Here is a 24472-nt window from a genome sequence, read left to right as displayed (position 1 = left end):
CGGGCGGCGGGGAGGAGGTCTTCGGGTTTGTGGAGCGAACGGACGAGGCCGCCTTTCAATGCTTCCTCGGCGCCGAAGACGCGGCCTGAGTAGGTCCACTCCAAAGCCTGGCTGATGCCGACGACGCGGGGCAAGAAGTAGCTCGAGCAGGCTTCGGGAACGATGCCGCGGCGGGCGAAGACGAAACCGAATTTCGCATTGTCGGAAGCGAGGCGGATGTCCATCGGCAGTTGCATGGTGACACCGATGCCGACGGCGGGACCGTTGATGGCGCCGATGACGGGCTTCAGGCTGTCGAAGATGCGCAGCGTCACGCGGCCACCGCCGTCGCGCACGCTTTCATGGCTCCAGTCGATCTCGCCATTGGCCATGATGGGCGTGTTCGCCTTTTCGGGACGGTCCTCGCGGGCCGCATAATCGAAGGTCTTGGCGCCGGCGGAGAGATCGGCACCGGCGCAGAAGGCGCGGCCCTCGCCCGTGACGATGACGGCGCGGACATTATCGTCGGCATCCGCCTTGTCGAAGGCGTCGATCATCTCGAACATCATCTGGCCCGTGAAGGCGTTGAGCTTGTCCGGACGGTTCAGCGTGAGCGTGAGGATGTTGTCCGCCACTTCGTATTTGATCGTCTCGTAGGCCATTCGTTTTCACTCCCTGTCGATGGCTGTTGCCTGAATTTCATGCGTGGCGGGCCCTGCCGCTGCGTCAAGCTTCCCCTGCCGAAGCAAGTTGACGCGAACGTCATATTGCTGTGTCTTTGCGCCCTGACAGCCACGAATTCGCTGGCCCCAGATATAACAATGGACGCGCATAAAAGCGATGTCCGCTTCTTCAGTACCCCCGGGAGACAACGCCAGATGCATCCTTCCATCCATGCCCAGACGACGCCGGACAAGCCTGCCTACATCATGGCGGCGACCGGCGAGACCGTGACCTACAAGGAGCTCGACGAACGCTCGAACCAGGTCGCGCATCTTTTCCGGGATGCGGGGCTCAAGGCGGGCGACGCCATCGCGATCTTCATGGACAACAATGTCCATTATTATGAAATCTGCTGGGCGGCGCAGCGCGCGGGCCTCTACTTCACCTGCATTTCGTCGCGGCTGACGGCGGGCGAGATCGCCTATATCGCGGCGGATTGCGGCGCGAAGCTTTTCTTCACGTCGACGGCGCTCGCGGCGACGGCGGAAGAGCTGGCAAAAGACAATCACCTGCCGAAGGTCGCCCGCAAATTCGCGACCGGCGGATCGCTCGCCGGCTATGAGGATTTCGAGGCGGCGCGCGACAAGTTTCCGAAGACGCCGATCGCCGACCAGTCGGCGGGCACGGACATGCTCTATTCGTCCGGCACGACGGGGCGGCCGAAGGGCGTGAAGCATCCGCTGACGGGCGGCGCCATCGACGAGGTGAGCGCGCTGGCGGGGCTCGCCATGCTGCTTTACGGCATGGACGACAAGACGATCTATCTCTCGCCCGCGCCGCTTTATCATGCGGCGCCGCTGCGCTGGTCGATGACGGTGCAGCGCCTCGGCGGCACCGTCGTCGTGATGGAGCATTTCGACGCCGAAGACAGCCTGCGCTGCATCGAGAAATACAAGGCCACGCACAGCCAGTGGGTGCCGACGATGTTCGTGCGGATGCTGAAGATGCCGGAAGACGTGCGGAAGAAATACGACGTCTCCTCGATGAAGGTCGCGATCCACGCCGCCGCGCCCTGCCCCATCCCCGTGAAGGAGCAGATGATCCAGTGGTGGGGCCCGGTGATCTATGAGTATTACGCCGGCTCGGAAGGCAACGGCTTCACGGCACTCAATTCCGAAGAGTGGCTGGCGCACAAGGGCTCGGTCGGCAAGCCGCTCAACGCCATCGCGCATATCTGCGACGACGAGGGCAATGAATTGCCGGTCGGCGAAGCGGGCACGATCTATTTCGAGAGCGACACGAAGTTCGAGTATCACAACGATCCGAAGAAGACGCAGGAGTCGCGCCATCCGGACCATCCGACATGGTCGACGCTGGGCGATATCGGCAAGGTGGACGAGGAAGGCTATCTCTACCTCACCGACCGCAAGGCCTTCATGATCATTTCCGGCGGCGTGAACATCTATCCGCAGGAAGCCGAGAACATTCTCGTCATGCACCCGAAGGTTGCGGACGTGGCCGTGATCGGCGTGCCGAACGAGGATTTCGGCGAAGAGGTGAAGGCGGTGGTGCAGCCCGCCAACTGGGCAGATGCCGGACCGGCGCTCGAAGCGGAGCTGATGGAATTCTGCAAGCAGCAGCTCTCGGCGATCAAATGCCCGCGCTCCATCGACTTCCAGGAGGAACTGCCGCGGCATCCGACGGGCAAGCTCTACAAGCGGCTCATCCGCGACCGCTACTGGGGCAACCGGGACAGCAAGATCGTTTGAGCGCGTTCAGAAGAAGAAGTGGAAATGGCCCGGCAATGCCGGGCCATTTTGCTTTTCGGCGCGGGATGACGCGCCGCCCACTCACACGTTATGTGCTAGATTGGGGCGATTCATTGCATGGAGGCTTAGATGACGATGCGCGGGTTGGCGGTGGCCGGATTTCTGGCTCTGGGGGCGGTGGCCCTTGGCGGCGGGGCGCTGGCGCAGACATCCGAGATGCACATGCAGGGGCACCAGTGCCGGAACCTCGGCAAGTCGAACAAGGTGTTCGACAAGAATTACTACGTCTATTTCGAGACCAATTCGAGCCGGGTCGATCCGAAATACAACAAGGAGTTCGCGCGCATCGTGAAACTCGCCAAGGGGCAGAACGCGCAGCAGATCTGCGTGTTCGGCAAGGCGAGCAAGATCGGCAGCCAGGCGGGCAACATCAACCTGTCCAAGAAGCGCGCGCAGAACGTGGCGGCGGGGCTGGAGGCGCAGGGCTGGCCGCGCGCGAAAATCGCGACGCTGGCGGAGGGCGAGGCCTGGGGCTGGCTGGAGGAGACGCTGACCTGGGATTCGAAGGAAGACCGCCGCGTCCGCATCCGGCTTTCGAGGTGATGGGAGATGGCGGCGCCGAAGTTCAATCCGCGCCCGGCACGCCGCCCGCAAGGGGCCACCCTCGCCCTTGTCCGCGCGCGCGAGGAAACGGCGCGGCGCCAGAAGGAAACGCAGCTCGCGGAGACGGGCATCGTGATCCCGCTCAGCGAATGGCTCGGACACAATAACGGCCCCGACATTCTCGCCCCGACGGCATGGCACGCCTATGCATGGCGGCAAGCCCATGAAAGAGCGTGGAAAACGCCGCCACTGGAGGTCATCAAACGGCGTTGCGCGAGGGCCGAGGCGCTGGGCCTCACCTACCGCGAATATACGTTGGAGATATTGGAGCGGGGCCGCTACCTTTAGGCCCGATCCGGCGGCCCGGCCGCACAAAAATTACCAGACAGCGAATGGAGACAGGATATGCGCGTTTTCGATACGGTCGCCGACTATGTCGCGGAAAAAGGCAAGGAGATCGGCGTCAGCGATTGGGTCACGATCGACCAGGATCGCGTGAACCTCTTCGCCGATGCGACGGGCGACCACCAGTGGATCCATATCGACCCCGAGCGCACCAAGAAAGAGCTCGGCATGGGCACGATCGCACATGGCTACCTGACGCTGTCGCTGCTGCCGCATCTCATGGGCCAGATCAGCGGCGTGAAGAGCGCGACGCGCGGCATCAATTACGGTTCGAACTCGGTGCGGTTCACGAACATGGTGCCGGTGGGCAGCCGCGTGCGCTGCCGCGTGACGCTGAAGGATGCGAGCCCGAAGGCGGGCGGTACGCAGATCGTCAATGAAGTGACCATGGAAATCGAAGGCAACGACCGGCCGGCGATGGTGGCCGAGACGATCAGCCTGATTTTCGAATAAGCACCAGCCGAGCGTATTTCGGGGAGGGGTTGACGGAGCGACGCAACCCCTCCCCAAACCGCTTGCAGCGGTTTGACCCTCCCGCAGGGGGAGGGTGGAAGATTTGTTCATGTGGTTGCCGGGCAGGCGGGTGCGGCCCATATAGTTACGCAGTTGGACAATTCCCTTCAGGCCCCTTTCAGGGAGACATCTCATGGCCGATACGAAGCAGAAGCTGGACAAGGCGGATGACGAGTGGCGCTCGACGCTGACGCCGGAGCAATATGCGGTGACGCGGCAGGCGGGGACCGAGCGGGCCTTTACGGGGCCGTGGGTCAACGAGCATCGCGAGGGCACCTACACGTGCATCTGCTGCGGCGAACCGCTGTTCCGTTCGGACACGAAATACGAGAGCGGGTCCGGCTGGCCGAGCTTCTACGCGCCGATCCAGCAGGGCGCGGTCGATGAGCATAATGACGACAGCCACAATATGCGGCGGACGGAAGTGGTCTGCGCGAAATGCGACGCGCATCTCGGCCATGTGTTTCCCGACGGGCCGCGGCCGACGGGACTGCGCTACTGCATGAACGGCACGGCGCTCGATTTCAAACCCGACGACACGTCGGAGAAGTGATCCTTCCTTCATGAAACTCACACCTCCCGCCGTTGCGCCCCTGGCCTCGAAGCGGCCGCAGACGGATGTGCATCACGGCATTTCGCGGACCGACGATTATGCGTGGCTGCGCGACGAGAACTGGCGCGAGGTGATGCGCGACCCGGATGTTCTCGACAAGGACATCCGCGCCTATCTCGACGCCGAGAACGCCTATACGGAGGCGTCGCTCGAGCCTGTCGCCGAATTGCGCGAGACGCTCTTCAAGGAGATGAAGGGGCGGATCAAGGAGGACGACAGTTCCGTGCCGTCGCCCGACGGGGCTTTTGCCTATTACACGCGCTTCGTCGAAGGGGCGCAGCATCCGCTGTTCTGCCGCCGGCCGCGAGACGCGGAAGCGGGCGAGGAAATATTGCTCGACGCGAACAAGGAAGCGGAGGGCGAGGCCTATTTCAAGATCGGCGATGTGGACCACGCGCCGACGCACAAACTGATCGCGTGGTCGGCGGACCGCAAGGGCTCGGAATATTTCACGGTGCGGCTGCGCGACGCCGCGACGGGCGTGGACCTTGCCGACGAGGTGCCGGACACCTCGCCCGGCATCGCATGGGACGCGGCAGGCACGAGCTTTCTCTATACGCAGGTGGATGACGAACACCGGCCGCTGAAAGTGTTCCGCCATGTGGTCGGCACTTCCGCCGCCGAAGACAAGCTCGTCTATGAGGAAAAGGACGAAGGCTTTTTCGTCGGTGTCGGCACGACGCAGAGCGGCAAGTGGCTCGTCATTTCGAGCCATGACCACCAGACGAGCGAATGCAGGCTGATCCCCGCCGATGCACCGGAGACGCCGCCGCTGCTCGTCGCGCCGCGCGAAGAGACGGTCGAATACGATATCGAGCATGACGCGCCGCGCTCGCGCTTCCTCATCCTGACGAATGCGGACGAGGCGGAGGATTTCAAGATCGTGGAGGCGCCGGAAGCGGCGCCGGGCCGCGAGAACTGGCGCGACTTCGTGCCCCACCGGCCGGGAACGCTGCTGCTGCATCACACCGCCTATCGCGGCCATCATGTGCGGCTCGAACGGCGCGACGGGCTGCCGCGCATCGCGGTGCGGCGGCTCGAGGACGGCGCGGAACACGAGATCGCGTTCGACGAGGAAGCCTACGATCTCAACATGGGAGCGGGCTACGAATACGACACGACGCGGCTTCGTTTTTCCTACAGCTCGATGACGACGCCAGCGGAAGTCTACGATTACGACGTCGAGACGCGGGAGCGGACATTCCGCAAGCGGCAGGAAGTGCCGTCGGGACACAATCCCGCGGACTATGTGACGCGGCGGATTTTCGCGCGCGCCTCGGACGGCAAGACGGTGCCGATTTCGCTCGTCCACCGGAAGGGCTTGAGCCTCGACGGGAGCGCGCCCTGCCTGCTTTACGGCTACGGCTCCTACGGGATCAGCATTCCGGCGTCCTTTTCCACGACCTGCCTTTCGCTGGTCGATCGCGGCTTCGTCTATGCGATCGCGCATATTCGCGGCGGCAAGGAGAAGGGCTATCGCTGGTACACGGACGGGAAGCTGCTGAAGAAGCGCAATACCTTCACCGATTTCATCGCGGCGGGCGAGCATCTGGCGAAAGAAGGCTTCACGTCGCGCGGGAGCATCGTGGCGCATGGCGGCAGCGCGGGCGGCATGCTGATGGGGGCGGTTTCCAACATGGCGCCCGATCTCTTCAAGGGCATTCTGGCGGAAGTGCCGTTCGTCGACGTGCTGGCGACGATCCTCGATGCGTCGCTGCCGCTGACACCGCCGGAATGGAACGAATGGGGCAACCCGATCGAGAGCAAGGAAGCCTACGCGTACATGGCTTCCTACAGCCCTTACGACAATGTGAAGCCGCAGGCCTATCCGCATCTCTTCGCGCTGGGCGGGCTCACCGATCCGCGCGTGACCTATTGGGAGCCGGCGAAGTGGGTGGCGAAGCTGCGCGAGATGAAGACCGGCGATGCGGTGACGCTGCTCCATATCAACATGGATGCGGGGCATGGCGGCGCTTCCGGCCGCTTCGAGCGGCTGAAGGAGGTGGCGCGGGTCTATGCCTTCGCGCTGGCGGTGACGGAACGCGCGTGAACGGCTTGCGTGGCGGGCCACGATTCTTTCTGATGTGAGGAACATTCATTTCAGAAAGAGGCGCGGTTCGTGGACAAGTGGATCTGGGGCTATTCCGACAAGTTGAGCGCGCGGGCCGGCGAGACGGTGACCTTCTTCATGTCGGCGACCGGCGGCAGTTGCGATATCGAGATTTCGCGGCTGGGTGCCGGGCGGGAGCCGGTGTGGCGCCAGGAAGGCGTTGCCGCCGGGCGGCACGAGGCGCCGGAGGAGGCGCATATCAAGGGATGCGGCTGGCCGGAGGCATTCCGGCTGACCGTGCCGGCGGAGTGGCGCTCCGGCTATTACGACATCCGCTTCACCGGCGCGGACGGGGCGAGCGGGCATCACATGCTCTGCGTGAAGGCGGCGAAGCCCGGCGCGAAAGCCGTCATCGTTCTCGCGACCAATACCTATCACGCCTACAACTCATGGGGCGGCGCGAACACCTATGTGTGGATCGGCGGGCCCCTGCCCGCGCCTACCCCCGCCGATCAAGGACGCCATGTCGTGGCGGCGCGGCTTTCGGCGGCGCGGCCGTTCTCGCGCGGCATCATGCAACCGGCGGCGGAGAAGCACCGGCTGGTGAGCGAGACGCGGCGCGGCTTTCGCGAGCGTGTATCGCCCGGCGAAGTCGTGCATGAGGTGAAGGCGGGCGGCCAGGGATGGGACTGCCCGGCGGGCTTCACCGACAAATGGGAACATGCCTTCGTTGGCTGGGCGGAAGGCGCGGGATATGCGCTCGACTATCTCACCGACTACGACCTCGAAGCGGAGCCGGGCGTGCTGGACGGCTACAAGGCGGCGCTCTTCGTGGGCCACAGCGAATACTGGAGCTGGGGGCAGCGCGCGGAGGTGGAACGCTTCGTCGACGAGGGCGGGCGCGCGATCATTCTTTCGGGCAACACCTGCTACTGGCAATGCCGCTGGGAAGACGGCGGCAGGACTTTCATCGCGCACAAGGCGCGGGCGGAGGACGAGGACCCGCTGGCGGCGATACCGGAGAAGCGGCACCTCACCTCCGGGCTCTGGTCGAGCCCGTGGATCGGCAAGCCGGAGGCGCAACTGACGGGGCTGTCTTTTCTCTTCGGCGGCTATCACCGCTTCGGGCTTTGCGTGGCGCGCGGGATCGGTGGCTATACGGTGTGGGACGAGAGGCACTGGGCGCTCGCAGGCGCGGACCTCTATTGGGGCGATGTGTTCGGCGACGATTGCCGGCTGATCGGCTACGAGAATGACGGCTGCGCGCTCACCTTCGGCGAGGATGGATTGCCGAAGCCGGTGGCGCGGCTCGGCGTGCCGGCGAACCTCGAGATCATTGCGACGGCGCCCGTGACGCTGGGCGAGCCGGAGTCGGAATTCGCAGGCGCCGTGCCGCCCGAAGCCTGGGGACCGCTGACGCGGGCCTTTGCTGGATACGACTCACCGGAGAACCGCGCACGTATGATGCGGGGGCATGCGGTGCTCGCGACATTCAAGCGCGGCAAGGGCGAGGTGTTCAATTCGGGCACGACGGAATGGGCCTATGGGCTGAAGGCGGGCAATCCCTTCGTCGAGAAGATCACACGGAACGTGCTGGAGCGGTTTCTCGCGTGAGGCCATAAAGTTGCGGGCCGCGTCCCCTCCCGAACGCGGCCCGCAAGCGCCCTGCTTCATGTGGTGAGGAAGCCGGTCGCCAAGGTCTAGCTTCCGTATGGCGCACAGACGGAATGCGAGCGGATTTCGTCGAGCCTCGGCATGGCGGCGTCGTTCTCGATGACGCGGCGGACAAGGGCGAGGCCTTTTTTCGTCGGCGATGTGACCGCCTCAACCCCTTCCGGCAGGTTCGCAGGCGCCTCTTCACCGGGGCCGGTGACGACGAGGCCGATCACTTCGCCGTCGCGCAGTCCCTCGCCTTCGCGGTTGTTGCGGACGAAGTAGTTGTCCGTGATCGAGGAATAGAGCGCGAGCGAGGTGTAGGGCGCGCTGGCCGGCACTTCGATGCGGACGGGGCCCGCCGACAGATCGAGAAGGCAGATCGAATAGGCGAGATCGGGGCTCGGCCGGACGACGGCGCGCGATGCGTCGGTCGCGCGGGGCGGATGCGTGAAGGTGTTGAGCGCGCCCTCGCCGCCGATCTTCGTCATGGCGACGGACATAATGACGCGCGGAACCGCCCAGACGATGGCGAGATGAAGGATGACGGCAAGTGCCGCGACAACGGCGAGCCATTGAAGTTTGCGGTTCATCGGCAGGTTTCCTTCACGATGACGGGCAGCACGGCGGCGGCGGGACCGGCGTAGATCGCGGCCTGCGGGTTGTAGAAGCGCGCGGTCAGGTCGAAGCTCTCGCCCGCCTTTACCGGCAGCCAGTTCTTCTCCTGCGGATCGGCGGAGATGCGGATGACGAACCTGCCGTCCGGTTCGCGCGCCGTCGTGGTCTGCGAGAAGGAGAAGACGTTGCGCTCGTTGGCGATCAGGAAACTGTCGGCGTCATAGGCGGTGATGCTCCACCAATGGGCGGCGAGATCGCCGCCTTCGAGGCGGTAGGTGCAATTGCCCGAGAGGGGCTCGCCGGCGCTGTCGGTGCGGGCCTGGTAGTACATGGTCTCGCGCTTGTCGAGGGCGAGAAGGCCGAATAGCGCGACGCGGGCGCGGGTGTACATGTCCGCGTCGACGCTGCCATAGGCGGTCGAGGTGGTCCATGCGCCGGAGCGGTAGCCGCCATCGTAATCGGTGACGAGCCACCAGGCGGTGCCCAAAGCGACGACGAGCGCCGCCGCCAGGGCGGAGCCCCAGTAGATGAATGCTTTCATTTTTCTCTCTTGTGTGCGGCGGCCCTCAGCGGGGGCGGTCGCCGATGATGGTGACGCGCTCCATGCGGCGGAGGGCCGGCCAGTAATCCGAAGCGGCGTAGTGCTGGCTCGAGCGGTTGTCCCAGAATGCGATGGAATTCTTCTTCCAGCGGAAGCGGCACTGGTATTCAGGGATCGCGGCCTGGGCGTAGAGGTGCTTCAGGAGCGTGTCGGACTCCGCCTTCTCCATGCCGACGATGTGCTGGGTGAAGGTGACGTTGACATAGATGGCCTTACGGCCGGTTTCCGGATGAGTGCGGACCACGGGATGTTCGACCATCGGATATTTGCGGTTCATCGCCTCGATCTCGGCCTCGCTTTTCCCGCGGGTGCGCATGGCCTGGCGGAAATGCGCGAAGTCGTGGATGGCGATGGCGCCGTCGATCTTTTCCTTCACCTCGTCCGTGAGACCTTCATAGGCCGCATACATGTCGGCGAAGAGCGTATCGCCGCCGACAGCCGGCACCTCGACGGCGCGCAGGACCGAGCCGAGCGAGGGACATTCGCGCCAGGTGACGTCGCTGTGCCATTTGTTCTCGCGGCCCGGCCGGTCGCGGTCATGGGTGATGGCGAGGACTTCGGGGAAGCCTTCCTTTTGGGGGGCGAAGGGATGCACTTCGAGTTCGCCGAAGCGGCGGGCGAAGGCGAGGTGCTGTCCGGTCGTAATCTCCTGATTGCGGAAGAAGATGACCTTCCAGTCGAGCAGCGCGGCGCGGAGCGCGGCGAGCGCAGCGTCGTCGAGCGGCTTTGCGAGATCGATGCCGGAGATTTCCGCGCCGATGAGCGGCGTCAGCGGCGAGACGGTGAAGGGCGCCGGTTGCGGCGCGATGGCGGCCTGGCTCATGGGTGTTCCTCCCGGATGAGGGGACCTCCCCGATCCCGCTGAAAGGGAGGGTAAGGCGGTTCGGCCTTTCGGCGCGCCCGCCAAATTCCCGAATTCCGCCGGGCGGAATTTCACCCGGAAACCGGCGGCTATATCCAGCTTTCTCCGCCTTCGATATGTTCAACGCCCCATAGAGAGCCCGCGTCATGAAACCAAAATTCGCCGCCTTGCTGCTCGCCCTTCTTGCCGCCGTTACCGTGCCCGCGCAGGCGGAGGACATGCCCGCCATCGCGGCGGCTTCCGACCTGCAATTCGCGCTGCCGGAGGTGGCGGCGGCGTTCAAGGCGAAGACCGGCAGGGAGGTGAGGCTCTCCTTCGGCTCGTCGGGGAATCTTTTCCGGCAGATCCGGCAGGGGGCGCCGTTCCAGATGTTTCTTTCGGCGGATGAAGCTTTCGTGCAGCGGCTCGCCGATGCCGGACGGACGGCGGATGAGGGCACGCTCTATGCCGTGGGACGCATCGTGCTGATCGTGCCGCATGGCTCGCCGCTCGCGGCCGACGGCACGCTGAACGATCTCGCGGCGGCGCTGAAGGACGGGCGGCTGAAGAAATTTGCCATCGCCAATCCGGAGCACGCGCCATACGGCCGCGCGGCCGAACAGGCGCTGCGCGAGGCGGGGCTTTGGGACGAGATCGAAAGCAGGCTGGTCTATGGCGAGAACGTGTCGCAGGCCGCGCAATTCGCCCTTTCCGGCAATACGGAAGGCGGCATCGTCGCCTATTCGCTGGCGCTGTCGCCCGAGGTGAGCGCGCGGGGCACCTACGCCCTGATACCGGAGACGGCGCACCAGCCGCTGCGCCAGCGCATGGTGCTGCTCGACCGCAGGAACGAGACCGCGCGGATTTTCCACGCTTTCATGCAGGAAGAGGAAGCCCGCGCGATCATGCGCCGCTATGGCTTCGTTCTTCCCGGCGAAACGATGTGAACGGCTCATGGACTGGGAAGCATTCTGGCTGACGATCCGGCTCGGCGGGCTGACCGTGCTGCTGCTGATCCCGGTTGCGATTTTGACCGGACGCTGGCTGGCGACAACGCGGATGCGCGGGCGCGCCTTCGTCGAGGCCGGGCTTGCGCTGCCGCTGGTCTTGCCGCCGACCGTTGTCGGCTTTTATCTGATGAGCGCCTTCGGGTCGGGGGCCTGGTTCGGGCAGATGTTCGAGCGGCTGTTCGGGCAGACACTCGTCTTCACCTTCGAGGGGCTGCTCGCCGCGTCGCTGATCGTCAACATTCCCTTCGCCGTGCAGCCGATCCAGCGCGCCTTCGAGGCGGTGGGGCCGGAGCTGCGCGAGGCGGCGGCAAGCTGCGGGTTGTCGCGCCGGCGGACGCTGTGGCGGATCGAACTGCCGCTCGCCTGGCCCGGCATCCTGACCGGCACGGTGCTCACCTTTGCGCATACGCTGGGCGAATTCGGCGTGGTGTTGATGGTCGGCGGCAGTATTCCCGGCGAGACGCGGACCATTGCCATAGCGATCTACGACCGGGTGCAGGCCTTCGACGAGGCAGCGGCCGGGCAGATGGCGGCTGTGCTGTTGCTGGTGTCGCTCGCGACCATCGCCGCGAGTTACCTGCTGACGCAACGCATCGGGCGGCGCTATGGATAAGGGCCTCGCCGTCCGGCTGCAGCAGGAAACGCCGATCCCACTCGATGTCACGTTCTCGGTCGCGCCCGGCGAAGCGATGGCGCTGGTCGGCCCGTCGGGCAGCGGGAAGACGACGGTGCTGCGCGCCATTGCCGGGCTCTACCGTGCAGCGGACGGACAGATCGCCTGCAATGGCGAGGTATGGTTCGACAGCGCGACGGGCCTTCACCTGCCGGCGCGGCAGCGGCGGGCGGGACTCGTGTTCCAGTCCTATGCGCTGTTTCCGCATTTGACGGCGCTTGCCAATGTGATGGAGGCGCTCAGCGACACACCTCGCGAGACGCGGCGCGCGGCAGCGATGGCGCTGCTGGCGCGGGTGCATCTCAACGGGCTCGAAGACCGCCGGCCGGCGCAGCTTTCCGGCGGCGAACAACAGCGCGTCGCCGTGGCACGCGCGCTGGCGCGGCGGCCCGACGTGTTGTTGCTCGACGAGCCCTTCTCCGCCGTCGACCGGGTGACGCGGCGCAAGCTCAGACGCGAACTTGCCGAGTTGCGGCGCGACCTGCCGATGCCGGTGGTGCTGGTGACGCACGATCTCGACGATGTAACGCGGCTCGCCGACCGCATCTGCGTGATGCATCGCGGGCAGATCCTGCAGACGGGAAGCGTGGAAGAGGTGATGGCGCGACCGGCAAGCGCCGCGGTGGCCGAGCTTCTGGACCTCGCCGCGCCGGACTGAGCCGGTTTGGATATTCCGCGGGGCGGAATTAGACTGCGGCGGGACCCGAAGAAAGAAAATCCATGCCGCGTTCGGTCAAGGAGATGGAAGGCGTGCAGCCGGTGCTGCGCAGCCTGAACCTGCTGGAGGCGCTCAACGCCGCCGGGACGGCGACGCTTGCGCGGCTGCATGAGGAGACGGGCCTGCCGAAGCCGACGCTGGTGCGGCTGCTCGATACGATGATCGCGGCGGGCTATGTGCGGCGCGTGTCGCGCATGGCGGGCTATACGCTGACCGAGCGCGTGCTGAGGCTGTCGAGCGGCTACCGGCATGGCGACCTGGTGGTCGAGGCGGCGCGGCCTTTTCTGTCGGCGCTGACGGCCGAACACAAGTGGCCGATGGGGCTTGCGACGCTCGACAAGGACGCGATGCTGGTCAGGCTGTCGACGCGGCACGAGAGCCCGTTCGCGATGGATCCCGACTGGCTGAACCGGCGGCTGGCGATCCTCGTGTCGGCGCTGGGCCGCGCCTATATCGCCTTCTGCCCGGAGGAAGAGCGCCGCGTGCTGCTGACGCTGCTGCGCCATTCCAAATCGAAGATGAACGCGGTGGCGCGCGACGAGAAATATGTCGCCACGATGGTCGAGGGCATCCGCAAGCGCGGCTATGCGACGACGGCGCCCGTGCGCGGCGACCCGGCGATGGGGCTCGCGCTGCCGGTAATGCTGGGCGAGCGCGTCGCCGCCTGCATCAACATGCGCTATATCGGCTCGGCTGTGCGCGAGGCGGAAGCCGTAGAGCGCTACCTTCCGGCGCTGCAACGCACCGCGGCGGCGATTGCGGCGAACCTCGAGGAGCGGTCTACCGCCTCGTAATCATGACACCGACTTTGTCGGAGCCGACGGCATGGACGCGGAGGCTCTGGTTTTCGTCGTCGCGGGTGGCGGTGCCGCCTTCGACTTCGACGTCGTAGCCGTTGGGGTATTGGAGTTTCGGCACGAAGATTTCAGTCTCGCCCTCGCCTTCCGCCTGATAGATGAAACGGAAAGCGCCGGTGGCGCGCTTGAACTTCATCTTGAGGGGACGGCCCGCGACGGCGCGGGCGTAGGGCCGGACGAAACCGGCGAGCGCGCGGCCGCCGCTGTTCAGGTCCGACGGATCGACACGCTGGTCGATGCTGTAGACCGAGAGGTCTTCCTGGTTCCAGCCGTCGCCGACCGCCTGATCGTTGCGGTTCGACGCGGTGTAGTTCCATTGCGTCGAGTGCATGAGCAACTGGTCGAGCGCGTTGTACATGAGGTCGAGCGCGATGATGTGCTTCTCCCACGGGGCGTCCGTGCGGTCGCCCGCGTTCCATGCCTTGTAGGCGGCGGCATCGTCGAGATCGAAGGGGATGCCGAATTCGCCGAGCAGCGCCGGTGCGCCGGTGCCGCCATTCAGGGCGTGGGAGGCGTCCTTCAGGCGGCCGAGCTGGCGCGTGTAGGAGGCTTCGATCGCTTCCGCGCCTTCGGTGGTGCGGCCGGTATAGGGATTGATCTTCACGGGGAAGTCGAACCGCTTGGTCGAGAGGGTGACGATGTCGTACCAGTGGCTGGCATTGACCGTGCGCTCGGGCGTGTCCGGCGGGAAGCCGTGGCCGAGGCCAGCGCCGGGATCGAGTTCGGCGAAGAGCAGCCAGTCGTCGTTGACGGCGCGCACGCGTTCGGCGACACGGGCGAAGAACGGGCCCATGAAATCCTTTTCCATCTCGTATTTGCGGCCGTTCCGCTCACGGAAGAAATTTTCCTCGAGGGCTTCGATCCGGCCGCCTTCGATGCGGTAGACGCCCGCGCGCTCGAAGGGACAGTGGCGGCCCTGCTTCCAGATCGAGACGCCATCGCCGTTCACCAGCACGTCGCGCTTCTTCACGACGGCGCGCTGGTCCCAGTCGATGTGCATTTCCGGGATTTCGCGGGCGAGGCCGCGCGCGGCAGCAAAACCGTCGAGCGGCGACCAGGCGAGGCCGGGGCGCGCGGGCATGGGATTTTTCTCGCTCGGGCCGAGGTGACGGTAGCTCAGCGACAGGCCGACATAGCCGGAGCCGGGCTCATTCAGCGAGTCGAAGCCAATGACGTTGGGCAGGTCCTTGATGCGGCGGGCGACCGCTTCCATCGCGCCGAGATAATGTTCCTGAAGGAAATCCTGCGCGGGGCGGCCCTGCACCAGAAAGTCCGGGCAGAAGGTGTTGCCGGCAAAGAAGAGCGTCCACATGATCGCGTTGGCCGGGTATTTGTAGTTCTGCGACCAGGTCATGGTCGGGTAGTTGTCTTCCTGACGGCCGCCCTTCGCGAAGTCGTATTTGTACTGCATGACATGCGCGGCGCCGGCGGCGTGGAACTTCGTGAAGTCGAGGCCGACCGCATCGAAGAGCCAGCCGGGCGCACCGTCGCCGCCGGTCATGCGGCTCCAGACGTCCTGATGGAAATCGATGAAGACATAGAGGCCGTAATCGTCGGCCTTGCGGCAGAGTTCGGCGACATAATCGAGATAGGCTTCGTCGTAGCGGCCGGGGCCTTCATGCTCGACGGCTTCCCATGTCGTGAGCAGGCGCAGACAGTTGAAGCCCCATGCCCGAAGGCGGGAGAAATGCTCGTCGGCTTCGGCGAGCGGGAAAGGGCGGCCGACGAAGGAGACGGTGCGGTGATCCGCGAAATCGGTCGGGATATTTGTGTGGCCGTTCGGCGTATAGGGCACCTTGCAGTCGCCGCCGAGATTGACGCCGCGCAGGATGCGCTTGCGGCCATCCGTTCCCTGAAACCACTCGCCTTCGATTCCGAGCCTCGGCAACGCCATTTCCGTCCTCCCTTTTATATCGTTGGATTGAGGATAGCGGGCATGGGCGCGGCGGGACAGGACGGATTGCATCTCCGGGCGGCAGCGGGCAGCATCGGCGGGCAACAACGGGACCGAGACATGAACGCGCCGACGAAGGAAAAACTCCCTGCCCTGCCCGCCCAGCCTGCGGGCGTTGCCTGGCCGACCGTGGAATGGCCCATGGGCGAGTTTCCGGCGGGCGCCGACAAGGCGCGGTTCCGGCGGCTGATGGACCATGCCTTTGCGGCGGAAGCACCTGCCGATCTCGGCGAGACGCATGCCGTGGTCGTCGTCAAGGGCGGCAAGCTGGTGCATGAGCAGTACTGGACGGGCTTCGGGCCGGACGTGACCTGCCCGTCATGGTCGAAGGGGAAGAGCATTACCCATGCGCTGGTCGGCATTCTCGTCAAGGACGGCAAGATCGACATTCACGCGCCCGCCGATGTGCCGGAATGGCGGGCGGCGGGCGACCCGCGCGGCCCGATCACGCTCGACCTGTTGCTGCGGATGTCGAGCGGGCTTGCCTTTCGCGAGGATTATGTGCCGGAGCATCCCTCCGATGTGATCGAGATGCTGTGGGGCGCGGGGAAGGACGATGTAGCGCATTTCGCGGCGTCGTTTCCGCTGGAGCATGAGCCCGGCAGCTACTGGTCCTATGCGAGCGGGACGACCAACATCGTCGCGCGGACGGCGGCGCAGGCGGCGAATGCATTCGGGCCGGGTTTCGAGGGTTTCATGCGGGAGCGGCTGTTCGATCCCATCGGGATGAAAAGCGCTGCGCCGAAATTCGACGCGGCGGGGACGTTCATCGGTTCGTCCTTCTGCTTCTGCACGCCACGAGACTTCGCGCGCTTCGGGCTGCTTTATCTGCGCGACGGCGTGTGGGAGGGACAGCGCCTCCTGCCGGAGGGCTGGGTGGATTATGCGCGGACGCCGACCTGGCAGCAGATGGGCGCCGAAGGGGCCTATGGCGCGCATTGGTGGCTCGGCCTTGCGGGGCCGGGGAGCTTTTCGGCCAATGGCTTCGAGGGGCAATACACCGTCGTCGTGCCGGAGCTCGACATGGTGGTGGTGCGCCACGGCAAGACGTCGCTCGAAATGAAACTCAACCAGAAGGCGTGGATCGCCGAAATCGTGGATTGTTTCAGGGGCGCGTGAGCCGGACCGGGACAGCCCGCACCGCCATTCGCGGCGAATTACAGGAGCCAAAAGCCACGCGCTGTGTGTAGACTGCTGCCTGCACTCGGAACAGGGGCACGGCACTTGGGAAGCATCGTCCGATTTCCCGGCGATCTCATCACGGAGCATGACCGGCGGCGACTGACATCGGCCGCCGAGGGGTCCCCGTTCGATCTCGAATTCCGCACCAACGGCCAAGGCGTTCTCGCTCCCTATCTCACGCGCTGCGGGCAACTGAGGCCCAGCTTCCGCCTGCGCAAGACGCCCGAAGGCTGGGAAGCCATCGCGTTCGGGACGGACGATGCCGGCTCGGTGGCGGCACGCGCCCGGAGCGCCGAAGAGCTTTTCCGCGCGCTCGGCCGGCCGCCCGAACAGACATGAAAACCGCAAAGAAACCATCCGGAGGAACTGCCCCATGAACGTCATGCCCCGCATCGCCAAACCAGAAGATGCCGGCTTCGATCCGGCGCGGCTGGCCAACATCACCAATTATTTCCAGTCCTATGTGGACCGGGGCAAGGTCGCTGGATTTTCCACGCTCGTTTCGCGCGGCGGCGAGATCGCGCATTTCGAGACGGCGGGCATGCGCGACCGCGAGCGCGGGCTGCCGATGGAGAAAGACACGATCTTCCGCATCTATTCCATGACGAAGCCGATCACCAGCCTCGCGCTGATGATGCTTTACGAGGAAGGGCACTTCCAGCTCAACCACGCGGTGTCGCGCTACATCCCTTCGTTCAAGAAGCTGCGCGTGTGGGCGAGCGGGACGGCGCAGAAATACGATACGCGCCCTTGCGAACGCGAAATGACGATCCGCGATCTGCTCACCCATACGTCGGGCCTCACATACGGCTTCATGTATGAGCATCCCGTGGACCAGCTCTACCGCGACGCGGGTATCGAGGGCGCGAACACGGTCGACCTGACGCTGAAGGAGATGGTGGAGGCGGTGGCGGAAATCCCGCTGCTGTTCTCGCCCGGCGAGCACTGGAACTATTCGGTTTCGACGGATGTCTGCGGCCATCTCGTGGAGGTGCTGTCGGGCCGGCCGCTCGACGAATTCCTGACCTCGCGCATCTTCGCGCCGCTCGGCATGGTGGACACCGCCTTCTTCGTGCCGAAGGAAAAGCTCGGGCGCTTCGCGACCAACTATTTCAAAAATCCGAAGACGGGCAAATCCGGCATCATGGATGTCGGCGACGAGACGAGCAGCTATGCCCAGCCGCCGAAGTTTCTCTCGGGCGGCGGCGGGCTCACCTCGACGATGACGGATTACTGGCGCTTCTGCCAGATGCTGCTCAATGGCGGCGAGCTCGACGGCGTGCGCATCTGTTCGCCGAAGACGATCGAGTTCATGACGATGAACCACCTGCCGCGCGGCAAGGAAATGAAGGAAATGTCGATCTCCGCCTTCAGCGAACTGGCGGCGGAGGGCGCTGGCTTCGGGCTCGGTTTCCAGGTGGTGCTGGACCCGGCGGTGACGCAGGCGATCGGCTCGGCGGGGAATTTCTCGTGGGGCGGAGCGGCCTCGACCTATTTCTGGATCGACCCGGAGGAAGACCTGATCGCCATCCTGATGACGCAGCTCTATCCCTCCTCCACCTATCCGCTGCGGCCGCAACTGCAGCAGCTCGTCTACGGCGCCATCATCGATTGAGGAAGCGGCACGTCCGCTATCATGCCGCTCTGGATTCCGCTTACCATCGCAGCCGCGTTCCTGCAGAACCTGCGCTCGACATTGCAGAAGCAATTGACGGGCGAGATGTCGGCACTGGGCGCGACCTATGTGCGCTTCGCCTACGGGCTGCCGGTGGCGCTGGTCTATCTTTGGGGATTGGTCGCTTTCACCGGCGTTGAGTTGCCGGAGGCGAACCTTCTTTTTCTCGTCTATGCGGCGGTGGGGGGGCTCGCACAGATATGGGGGACGGTGCTGCTGGTGGCGCTGTTCGCCTATCGCAACTTCGCGGTGGGCACGACCTATTCCAAGACGGAGACGATCCAGACCGCTCTCTTCGGTATCATCGTGCTGGGAGATCATCTGAGCCTCGGCGCCTTCGCGGCCATTCTCATCAGCCTTGCGGGCGTCATCGCCATTTCCATCGCGCAATCGAAGCTGACCGCCGGGGCCTTCTGGCGGTCGCTCGGCGAGAAGCCGACCTTGATGGGGATCGGTTCCGGCGCCTGCTACGGCATTGCGGCGGTCTGCTACCGGGCGGCGTCGCTCTCGCTGGAGCGGCCGGACTTTCTGGTCGCCGCCGCCTATACGCTGGTTGCCGTTCTCATTATCCAGACGGTGGTCATGACCGTGTGGCTGCGGTGGCGGCATCCGGCCGAGCTTGCGGCGGCGTTCCGGACCTGGAAAGTGAGCTCGCTTGTCGGCGTTGCGGGCGCGCTCGCCTCGATGGGCTGGTTCACGGCGATGACGATCCAGAACGCGGCCTATGTGCGCGCGCTCGGGCAGATCGAGCTCGTGTTCACTTTCGCCTCGTCGCATTTCCTGTTCCGGGAAAAGACGAACGCGCTGGAACTCACCGGCATCGCGCTGGTGATCGGCGGCATCCTGTTGCTGATTTTCGTTCGCTGAGACATCGCAGCCCCGGAGCCCGGCTCGCGCCGAACCCCGGGGAGCGATAGCGGATGGCGATTGCATGCTGCCGCGGCGTTGGGGGGGCAAGGGGTCGCCGGCAACACTTTCCGCATCCGCCGCGCCGGTGCGCTCGGGGCGCGCGCCAACGCGTCGTTCATCGGAGACCGGAGCGGACGGAAGGCAGATCCGCATCGGCTTCCGCGTATGCACTCAACAGTTCAGCATGGAACAGCTATCGGGTCCCGCCCGTCGGGGCTGGGGGCAGTGTCGCCGGGCGATCACCGACGGACCGAGATTAGTGCAGGGCGGTTTTTATTGAAAGCAGATTCGTCCGTAGACGCATGATTCTACTGCCTGTCCCGCAGCGGGACAGGTGCCCTGAAAATGGGCAGTTTCCCGCCGCAATCAATTAATGCGGAACATCACCAGCGACAGTCGTGCGGTGCATGACACGCAGATGACCGTCATAGCCGCCGTCGGCGAAATGCAGCGTGCAGCGGTTGTCCCACATGGTGAGCATGTTCTCGCGCCATTTGTGGCGGTAGACGAATTCGTCCTTCGTCATGTGGGTGTAAAGGAAACCGAGAATGGCGGCGGACTCCTCATGCGTCATGCCTTCGATGCCGACGGTATAGACGGGGCTGACGTAAAGCGCCTTGCGGCCCGTCACGGGATGCGTGCGGATGAGCGGATGCGGGCAGGTCTTTTCCGCTTCCTTGCTGACAATGATTTTCATTGTCCGTTGTTCTTTTTCCTGCGCGAAGATGCCCTTGGTGCCGTAGGGAAGCGCTGCACTGTGAATGGCGGTGAGGCCGGCGAGCATCTTCTTCATCACGTCCGAGAGTGCGTCGTATGCGCGCGTGCAATCCGCATAGAGCGTGTCGCCGCCGACGGGGGGCGTCACCTTGGAATGAAGGAGGGTCGCGGCGGGCGGCTCGTGCTGGAAGCTCCAGTCGGAATGCCAGCCGGCGCCGAAATTCCGCGCCTTCTCATCCGGCTCGCGGCGAAGCTCCAGGATATGCGGACGGCCTTCCATCGGCGCGATGAAGGGATCGTGGCCGAAGGGGCCGATCTGGAGCGTGAAGGCTTCGAGCTCATCATGCGTGAGCGGCTGATCGGGAAACCAGACGACGGCGTGGTCCGCCCATGCCTGTTTCACTTCCGCCAGCACCTCGGGCGGCAGCGGCCGCGAAAGATCGAGGCCGGTGATTTCGGCGCCGAAGCCGGTGGCGTTCGGCGTCACATGGATGTTGCGCGGTTTCGCGGCGGCTTGCGACATGGTTCCCTCCCCTGCTCCCTTCGTGGAGCTTTCGGGAGAGATTGCCACATCGGCTCGCCCGGCAAAACCTATTGCAGGGGACCTATTGCAGCGGCGCGCCCGCGATGGTGATGCGGTGCATCAGGCGCTTGTCGCCGTGATAGTCGTTGACGGCGTAGTGCCAGGTGGCCCGGTTGTCCCAGAAGGCGACCGAACCGTCGCGCCACTGGAAGCGGCAGGTGAATTCGGGCCGCACCGCATGGGCGAAGAGATAGTCGAGGAGCGGCTTGCTCTCCAGCCAGCTCCAGCCCTCGAAATGGGTGGTGAAAGCGGGATTGACGTAGAGCGCCTTCTTGCCGCTCAGCGGATGCGTGACGACGACGGGGTGAACCGCCTCGCTGACGAGATTTTCGCCCTTGAAGCCCTTGCCCTGATCGCTGTTCTTGTAGAAGCCGGCGGCGCCGAACACATGCGCGTTGGAATGGACGGCGCGCAGGCCCTCCAGCGTTTTCTTCAGGCCCGGCGTCAGCGCGTCGTAAGCGGCATACATGCTGGCGAACAGTGTGTCGCCGCCCTCGTCCGGGAGTTCGCGCGCCACGAGCACGGAGCCCATTGCGGGTTCGATGTCGTAGGAATGATCCGTGTGCCAGCCGCCGCCGATATTGACGGTCTGATCCTTCTCCTTCCGCACCTCGGCGATGAGCGGATTTTGCGTCGGCGTGAAGAACTTGTTGATGTCGATCTCGCCCCAGCGGCGCGCGAAGGCGATGTGATCCTCGGGTGTGAGGTTCTGGTCGCGGAAGAAGACGACGCCGTAGTCGACATAGGCCTGCCGCACGGCCTCCATGTCCGAGTTGCCAAGCTTCGCCAGATCGACGCCAAGCACTTCGGCGCCGCAGCCGCCCGTCATTTTCCGTACTTCGATCGCACCCATGATTTCCTCCACGTGAAGCGCCGGTTTGCCGGTCATGGGGTTGAGGCTAAGCCTGTGCGGAGTATAGATTGTTACGGAAGTAACAATTAGGGCTTAGATCATGGAAAAGACCCCAACCTCCGAACGCGTGGCGGCCATGCTCGGGCGGAACTACTGGTTCGCGCGGCGTCCGGCCGAACTGCGGCGCAAGCTTGTCGCCCATGCGCAGGTTTCGACGGTGGAAGCGGGGCATTGGATCTACGATGCGGGCGACGAGGCGCACGGTCTCTATGGCGTGCTCAGCGGCTCCGTGACGACCTATGTGGCGCTCGACAATGGCGAGGACGTGCCCGTCAATATTTCCGGGCCCAGTTCAATCTTCGGCTATGCCGCGCAGGTACTCGGCGGGCGGCGCGTCACCACGGCGGTGGCGCATGAACGCTCGGAGATCATTTTCATTCCGCAGCAGGCACTGGCGGCGATTGCCCGCGACCTGCCGTCGCTCTGGCTGCATTTCGCGGAACTGGCGACCGAGCAGCTCACATGGGCGGTGAAGGTGCTCGCGGAACGATCGCGCCTGCCGCCGCAGACGCAGGTTGCATCGCGGCTGCAGGCCTATGCGGCCGTATGGGCCAATGAAGACGGCACCGCCACGCTGCCGATACGCCAGGATGAGCTTGCCGAAATGGCCGGCCTGTCGCGGAAGACAGTCAATCTCATATTGAGGGATTTCGAGAGGCGGGGGGTGGTCGCGCTTGGCTACCGGGAGATCGGTATTCGCGATGCGGCGGCGTTGAGGCGGTTGGCGGCGGCGGAGCGCCCATGAAAAAGCCCGCGCCGTTTCCGGCGCGGGCTTTTGTTTCGTGGAGGCGGATTATTCCGCGGCCTGCGCCACCGAGATGCCGGCCATGCGGTTGAGGCGGGTCTTGATGATGGCTTCGGCTTCCGAGACCATGCGGGTCACGAGTTCCTGGCAGGACGGGATGTCGTGGATCAGGCCCTGCACCATGCCGGCCGACCAGATGCCGTAATCGGGATCGCCCTGCTCGTAGACGACGCGGCCGCGCGCGCCCGCGACGAGATGGGCGATGTCCTCGATCTTGGCGCCGCCCTTCTTTTCGATTTCCACGACTTCCTGGCTGACGGCGTTTCTCGCGACGCGGGCCGTGTTGTGCAGTGTGCGGAAGATGAGATCGGTCGAGCGTTCGTCATTGGCGACGATCTGTTCCTTCACCTTCTGGTGGATGGCGCTTTCCTTGGTGCACATGAAGCGCGTGCCCATGTTGACGCCTTCGGCGCCGAGCGCGAGCGCGGCGACGAGGCCGCGCGCATCGCCGAAACCGCCCGACGCGATCATCGGGATTTTCACCTTGTCGGCGGCGGCGGGAATGAGGATCAGGCCCGGAATGTCATCCTCGCCCGGATGGCCGGCGCATTCGAAGCCGTCGATCGAAATAGCATCGACGCCCATGCGCTCGGCAGAGAGCGCGTGGCGGACGGCTGTGCATTTGTGGATGACCTTGATGCCGTGTTCCTTGAAGTGATTGACGTGTTCCTGCGGCTTGTAGCCCGCGGTTTCCACGATCTTCACGCCGGACTCGATGATCGCCTGGCGGTATTCGGCATAGGGCGGCGGCTTCAGCGCCGGCAGGATGGTGAGATTGACGCCGAAGGGCCGGTCGGTGAGGCCCTTGCACTTCGCGATTTCCTTCACGAGGTCTTCCGGCGTCGGCTGCGTCAGCGCGGTGATGAAACCGAGCGCGCCGGCATTCGCGACCGCCGCGACGAGTTCGGCGCGGCCCACCCACTGCATGCCGCCCTGCACGATGGGGTGATCGACCCCGAACATTTCCGTGAATCTGGTTTTGAGCACGTCGTCTCTCCCTCTGCCGGTCCGGGCGTTCGGTGCCGGACCTCCCTAATTCCTTGTATGGCGCTGTTTTAGCAGAAGGCGGATCGGCATTGCACGCCGGGAATCGGCGGGGACGACGGCAAAAACACGTTGCCGCAGCGTCTCCCAAGGCTTCGCAAGTTCTTGAAAAGAGCGAAAAACCGGCGCAGTCTGCCGCGACAAGATCGGACAATGGATTGTTCAGCCATGAACAACGACGCCAATTGGGACGCCTATCGCATTTTCCTCGCGGTGGTGGATACGCAGAGCCTTTCCGGCGCGGGCCGGCGGCTGAAGCTCAGCCACGCCACCGTCGGCCGCCACATCGCGACGCTGGAGAAGCGGCTCGGTACCAAGCTTTTCGTGCGGGAGCCGACCGGCTATGCGCTGACGGGCGCGGGCGAGCGATTGCGCGCGGAAGTGGAGCCGATGTCGCTTGCCGCCGAGCGCGCGCTGCATGCGGCATCGAGCGAGGACGGCCAGGCGCAGGGGCTGGTGCGCGTCGCCATTCCGCACAGCATCGCTTCCTACTGGTTCATGCCCTATCTCGACGAATTCGCGGCGCGGCACCCCGGCATCGAAATCGAGATCGTGAACGAGGTGACGCAGGTTTCGGTGAAGCGGCGCGACGCCGACATCGTGATCCGGCCCTATGGGCCGGGGCGCGAGAACGTGGTGGGCCGCAAGATCGGCCGCATCGGCGTCGGCTTCTATGCGTCGCGCTCCTATGCGGAACGCTTTGGCCTGCCCTCGAAGCGCGAGGAATGGAAAGAGCACCGGATCATCGGCTTCGGCGGACGGGCGGCGGAAGTGGAACTCGCCGACTGGCTCGCGCATGTGACGCAGGGCGCGCGGGTGGCGCTGCGCTGTTTCTCGGACGCCGATCTCGTACAAGCGGTCAGGGCGGGTGTCGGCATCTCGACGCTGGTCTGCCTGACCGGCGACCATTATGACGACCTCATCCGCATCGCGCCGCAGAAGCTCGCCAACGGCACGGAGATGTGGCTGCTCGCGCATCCCGACCTGCGCGATACCGCGCCCGTGCGCGCCGTCATCGATTTCCTCGGCGAGAAGGCGAAGGTGGACCGCGACCGGCTGGCGGGACGCAATATTACCTGAACGTATCCGAACACCCCGGCATTCAGCGCTGAACAGGCATAACA

At 64.8% G+C, this 24472-nt stretch carries 25 protein-coding genes; 17 read left to right on the top strand and 8 right to left on the bottom strand.

Going from position 1 to position 24472, the window contains the following annotated elements; translation table 11 throughout:
* Positions 1-641 (bottom strand): enoyl-CoA hydratase-related protein (locus Q8S60_RS04770; RefSeq protein ID WP_305668393.1); only part of this gene is annotated, 641 nt, incomplete at its 3' end.
* A gap of 216 nt (positions 642-857) precedes the next feature.
* On the opposite strand from Q8S60_RS04770, the gene Q8S60_RS04765 reads away from it, so the two are divergent.
* From Q8S60_RS04765 to Q8S60_RS04735, 7 genes are all read left to right on the top strand, one after another.
* A complete protein-coding gene (locus Q8S60_RS04765; protein WP_305277047.1) occupies positions 858-2411 on the top strand; it encodes an AMP-binding protein in 1554 nt (517 codons plus the stop codon).
* A 129-nt stretch (positions 2412-2540) separates the two neighbouring features.
* The gene (locus Q8S60_RS04760; protein ID WP_305277045.1) at positions 2541-3014 is read left to right on the top strand and encodes an OmpA family protein; all 474 of its coding nucleotides are present in this window, start codon (positions 2541-2543) and stop codon (positions 3012-3014) included.
* Between the two features lie 6 nt (positions 3015-3020).
* Positions 3021-3362: a hypothetical protein gene (locus Q8S60_RS04755; RefSeq protein ID WP_305277044.1), complete on the top strand. Its 342-nt coding sequence runs from the start codon at positions 3021-3023 to the stop codon at positions 3360-3362.
* A gap of 57 nt (positions 3363-3419) precedes the next feature.
* Positions 3420-3872: a MaoC family dehydratase gene (locus Q8S60_RS04750; RefSeq protein ID WP_305277042.1), complete on the top strand. Its 453-nt coding sequence runs from the start codon at positions 3420-3422 to the stop codon at positions 3870-3872.
* A 193-nt stretch (positions 3873-4065) separates the two neighbouring features.
* A complete protein-coding gene (gene msrB, locus Q8S60_RS04745; RefSeq protein WP_305277041.1) occupies positions 4066-4485 on the top strand; it encodes a peptide-methionine (R)-S-oxide reductase MsrB in 420 nt (139 codons plus the stop codon).
* Between the two features lie 10 nt (positions 4486-4495).
* Positions 4496-6595, top strand: coding sequence for a S9 family peptidase (locus Q8S60_RS04740; RefSeq protein ID WP_305277040.1), 2100 nt, complete (start codon positions 4496-4498; stop codon positions 6593-6595).
* Between the two features lie 69 nt (positions 6596-6664).
* Positions 6665-8209 carry a N,N-dimethylformamidase beta subunit family domain-containing protein gene (locus tag Q8S60_RS04735; RefSeq protein ID WP_305277039.1) on the top strand — a complete coding sequence of 515 codons (1545 nt, stop codon included), beginning with the start codon at positions 6665-6667 and terminating at the stop codon, positions 8207-8209.
* 86 nt (positions 8210-8295) lie between these two features.
* Here the strand turns inward: Q8S60_RS04735 and Q8S60_RS04730 are convergent, their stop codons facing one another.
* Genes Q8S60_RS04730 through Q8S60_RS04720 form a run of 3 tightly spaced genes read right to left on the bottom strand, consistent with a single transcriptional unit; the run spans position 8296 to position 10290 of the window.
* Positions 8296-8841 carry a DUF1254 domain-containing protein gene (locus Q8S60_RS04730; RefSeq protein WP_305277037.1) on the bottom strand — a complete coding sequence of 182 codons (546 nt, stop codon included), beginning with the start codon at positions 8839-8841 and terminating at the stop codon, positions 8296-8298.
* The gene (locus Q8S60_RS04725; RefSeq protein WP_305277035.1) at positions 8838-9407 is read right to left on the bottom strand and encodes a DUF1214 domain-containing protein; all 570 of its coding nucleotides are present in this window, start codon (positions 9405-9407) and stop codon (positions 8838-8840) included. Before Q8S60_RS04725 ends, Q8S60_RS04730 begins: the two co-directional genes overlap by 4 nt.
* Positions 9408-9432: 25 nt before the next feature.
* Positions 9433-10290 carry a TauD/TfdA family dioxygenase gene (locus Q8S60_RS04720; RefSeq protein WP_305277033.1) on the bottom strand — a complete coding sequence of 286 codons (858 nt, stop codon included), beginning with the start codon at positions 10288-10290 and terminating at the stop codon, positions 9433-9435.
* A 185-nt stretch (positions 10291-10475) separates the two neighbouring features.
* Here Q8S60_RS04720 and modA point away from each other — a divergent pair, with 185 nt between their 5' ends.
* The 4 genes from modA (at position 10476) to Q8S60_RS04700 (ending at position 13503) form a co-directional block, all read left to right on the top strand.
* Complete coding sequence (modA, locus tag Q8S60_RS04715; RefSeq protein WP_305277031.1) at positions 10476-11255, top strand: molybdate ABC transporter substrate-binding protein; 780 nt, start codon at positions 10476-10478, stop codon at positions 11253-11255.
* Between the two features lie 7 nt (positions 11256-11262).
* Positions 11263-11931: a molybdate ABC transporter permease subunit gene (gene modB, locus Q8S60_RS04710; RefSeq protein ID WP_305277029.1), complete on the top strand. Its 669-nt coding sequence runs from the start codon at positions 11263-11265 to the stop codon at positions 11929-11931.
* On the top strand, positions 11924-12649 hold the full coding sequence (locus Q8S60_RS04705; RefSeq protein ID WP_305277027.1) for an ABC transporter ATP-binding protein: 726 nt from the start codon (positions 11924-11926) through the stop codon (positions 12647-12649). Before modB ends, Q8S60_RS04705 begins: the two co-directional genes overlap by 8 nt.
* 62 nt (positions 12650-12711) lie before the next feature.
* Positions 12712-13503: a DNA-binding transcriptional regulator gene (locus tag Q8S60_RS04700; RefSeq protein ID WP_305277026.1), complete on the top strand. Its 792-nt coding sequence runs from the start codon at positions 12712-12714 to the stop codon at positions 13501-13503.
* On the opposite strand, the gene Q8S60_RS04695 is transcribed toward Q8S60_RS04700, so the two are convergent.
* Entirely contained in the window at positions 13490-15460 is a 1971-nt protein-coding gene (locus Q8S60_RS04695) for a cellulase family glycosylhydrolase (RefSeq protein WP_305277024.1), read from the bottom strand. The genes Q8S60_RS04700 and Q8S60_RS04695 overlap by 14 nt on opposite strands.
* A gap of 120 nt (positions 15461-15580) precedes the next feature.
* Between Q8S60_RS04695 and Q8S60_RS04690 the strand changes: the two genes are divergently transcribed.
* The 4 genes from Q8S60_RS04690 to Q8S60_RS04675 all read left to right on the top strand — a co-directional run bounded on the left by Q8S60_RS04690 (position 15581) and on the right by Q8S60_RS04675 (position 19244).
* On the top strand, positions 15581-16639 hold the full coding sequence (locus Q8S60_RS04690) for a serine hydrolase (RefSeq protein WP_305277022.1): 1059 nt from the start codon (positions 15581-15583) through the stop codon (positions 16637-16639).
* A 105-nt stretch (positions 16640-16744) separates the two neighbouring features.
* On the top strand, positions 16745-17041 hold the full coding sequence (locus Q8S60_RS04685; RefSeq protein ID WP_305277020.1) for a hypothetical protein: 297 nt from the start codon (positions 16745-16747) through the stop codon (positions 17039-17041).
* 34 nt (positions 17042-17075) lie between these two features.
* On the top strand, positions 17076-18317 hold the full coding sequence (locus Q8S60_RS04680) for a serine hydrolase (protein WP_305277018.1): 1242 nt from the start codon (positions 17076-17078) through the stop codon (positions 18315-18317).
* Positions 18318-18338: 21 nt separating this feature from the next.
* Positions 18339-19244 (top strand): DMT family transporter, encoded by a 906-nt coding sequence (locus tag Q8S60_RS04675; RefSeq protein WP_305277016.1) that lies wholly within the window; start codon positions 18339-18341, stop codon positions 19242-19244.
* Between the two features lie 412 nt (positions 19245-19656).
* On the opposite strand, the gene Q8S60_RS04670 is transcribed toward Q8S60_RS04675, so the two are convergent.
* Entirely contained in the window at positions 19657-20526 is an 870-nt protein-coding gene (locus tag Q8S60_RS04670) for a TauD/TfdA family dioxygenase (RefSeq protein ID WP_305277014.1), read from the bottom strand.
* 82 nt (positions 20527-20608) lie between these two features.
* On the bottom strand, positions 20609-21475 hold the full coding sequence (locus Q8S60_RS04665) for a TauD/TfdA family dioxygenase (RefSeq protein WP_305277012.1): 867 nt from the start codon (positions 21473-21475) through the stop codon (positions 20609-20611).
* A 64-nt stretch (positions 21476-21539) separates the two neighbouring features.
* On the opposite strand from Q8S60_RS04665, the gene Q8S60_RS04660 reads away from it, so the two are divergent.
* On the top strand, positions 21540-22244 hold the full coding sequence (locus Q8S60_RS04660) for a Crp/Fnr family transcriptional regulator (RefSeq protein ID WP_305277011.1): 705 nt from the start codon (positions 21540-21542) through the stop codon (positions 22242-22244).
* 48 nt (positions 22245-22292) lie between these two features.
* Here Q8S60_RS04660 and Q8S60_RS04655 read toward each other — a convergent pair whose 3' ends face one another.
* The gene (locus Q8S60_RS04655) at positions 22293-23291 is read right to left on the bottom strand and encodes a nitronate monooxygenase family protein (protein WP_305277009.1); all 999 of its coding nucleotides are present in this window, start codon (positions 23289-23291) and stop codon (positions 22293-22295) included.
* A gap of 225 nt (positions 23292-23516) precedes the next feature.
* On the opposite strand from Q8S60_RS04655, the gene Q8S60_RS04650 reads away from it, so the two are divergent.
* Entirely contained in the window at positions 23517-24428 is a 912-nt protein-coding gene (locus Q8S60_RS04650) for a LysR family transcriptional regulator (RefSeq protein WP_305277007.1), read from the top strand.
* Positions 24429-24472 lie beyond the last annotated feature (44 nt).

The organism is Parvibaculum sp. (genome assembly GCF_030694575.1).
In the GTDB taxonomy this organism is placed as follows: domain Bacteria; phylum Pseudomonadota; class Alphaproteobacteria; order Parvibaculales; family Parvibaculaceae; genus Parvibaculum.
This window is presented reverse-complemented; position numbering and strand designations above follow the sequence as displayed.

Bases quoted from the DNA above. Each gene is read 5' to 3' on its own strand.
- Q8S60_RS04750 (WP_305277042.1), top strand. From the start codon at position 3,420: ATGCGCGTTTTCGATACGGTCGCCGACTATGTCGCGGAAAAAGGCAAG.
- Q8S60_RS04690 (WP_305277022.1), top strand. From the start codon at position 15,581: ATGAACGCGCCGACGAAGGAAAAACTCCCTGCCCTGCCCGCCCAGCCT.
- Q8S60_RS04730 (WP_305277037.1), bottom strand. From the start codon at position 8,841: ATGAACCGCAAACTTCAATGGCTCGCCGTTGTCGCGGCACTTGCCGTC.
- Q8S60_RS04740 (WP_305277040.1), top strand. From the start codon at position 4,496: ATGAAACTCACACCTCCCGCCGTTGCGCCCCTGGCCTCGAAGCGGCCG.
- Q8S60_RS04725 (WP_305277035.1), bottom strand. From the start codon at position 9,407: ATGAAAGCATTCATCTACTGGGGCTCCGCCCTGGCGGCGGCGCTCGTC.
- Q8S60_RS04760 (WP_305277045.1), top strand. From the start codon at position 2,541: ATGACGATGCGCGGGTTGGCGGTGGCCGGATTTCTGGCTCTGGGGGCG.
- modB (WP_305277029.1), top strand. From the start codon at position 11,263: ATGGACTGGGAAGCATTCTGGCTGACGATCCGGCTCGGCGGGCTGACC.
- Q8S60_RS04765 (WP_305277047.1), top strand. From the start codon at position 858: ATGCATCCTTCCATCCATGCCCAGACGACGCCGGACAAGCCTGCCTAC.
- msrB (WP_305277041.1), top strand. From the start codon at position 4,066: ATGGCCGATACGAAGCAGAAGCTGGACAAGGCGGATGACGAGTGGCGC.
- Q8S60_RS04695 (WP_305277024.1), bottom strand. From the start codon at position 15,460: ATGGCGTTGCCGAGGCTCGGAATCGAAGGCGAGTGGTTTCAGGGAACG.
- Q8S60_RS04700 (WP_305277026.1), top strand. From the start codon at position 12,712: ATGCCGCGTTCGGTCAAGGAGATGGAAGGCGTGCAGCCGGTGCTGCGC.
- Q8S60_RS04755 (WP_305277044.1), top strand. From the start codon at position 3,021: ATGGCGGCGCCGAAGTTCAATCCGCGCCCGGCACGCCGCCCGCAAGGG.
- Q8S60_RS04660 (WP_305277011.1), top strand. From the start codon at position 21,540: ATGGAAAAGACCCCAACCTCCGAACGCGTGGCGGCCATGCTCGGGCGG.
- Q8S60_RS04680 (WP_305277018.1), top strand. From the start codon at position 17,076: ATGAACGTCATGCCCCGCATCGCCAAACCAGAAGATGCCGGCTTCGAT.
- Q8S60_RS04720 (WP_305277033.1), bottom strand. From the start codon at position 10,290: ATGAGCCAGGCCGCCATCGCGCCGCAACCGGCGCCCTTCACCGTCTCG.
- Q8S60_RS04670 (WP_305277014.1), bottom strand. From the start codon at position 20,526: ATGTCGCAAGCCGCCGCGAAACCGCGCAACATCCATGTGACGCCGAAC.
- Q8S60_RS04705 (WP_305277027.1), top strand. From the start codon at position 11,924: ATGGATAAGGGCCTCGCCGTCCGGCTGCAGCAGGAAACGCCGATCCCA.
- Q8S60_RS04650 (WP_305277007.1), top strand. From the start codon at position 23,517: ATGAACAACGACGCCAATTGGGACGCCTATCGCATTTTCCTCGCGGTG.
- Q8S60_RS04665 (WP_305277012.1), bottom strand. From the start codon at position 21,475: ATGACCGGCAAACCGGCGCTTCACGTGGAGGAAATCATGGGTGCGATC.
- modA (WP_305277031.1), top strand. From the start codon at position 10,476: ATGAAACCAAAATTCGCCGCCTTGCTGCTCGCCCTTCTTGCCGCCGTT.
- Q8S60_RS04675 (WP_305277016.1), top strand. From the start codon at position 18,339: ATGCCGCTCTGGATTCCGCTTACCATCGCAGCCGCGTTCCTGCAGAAC.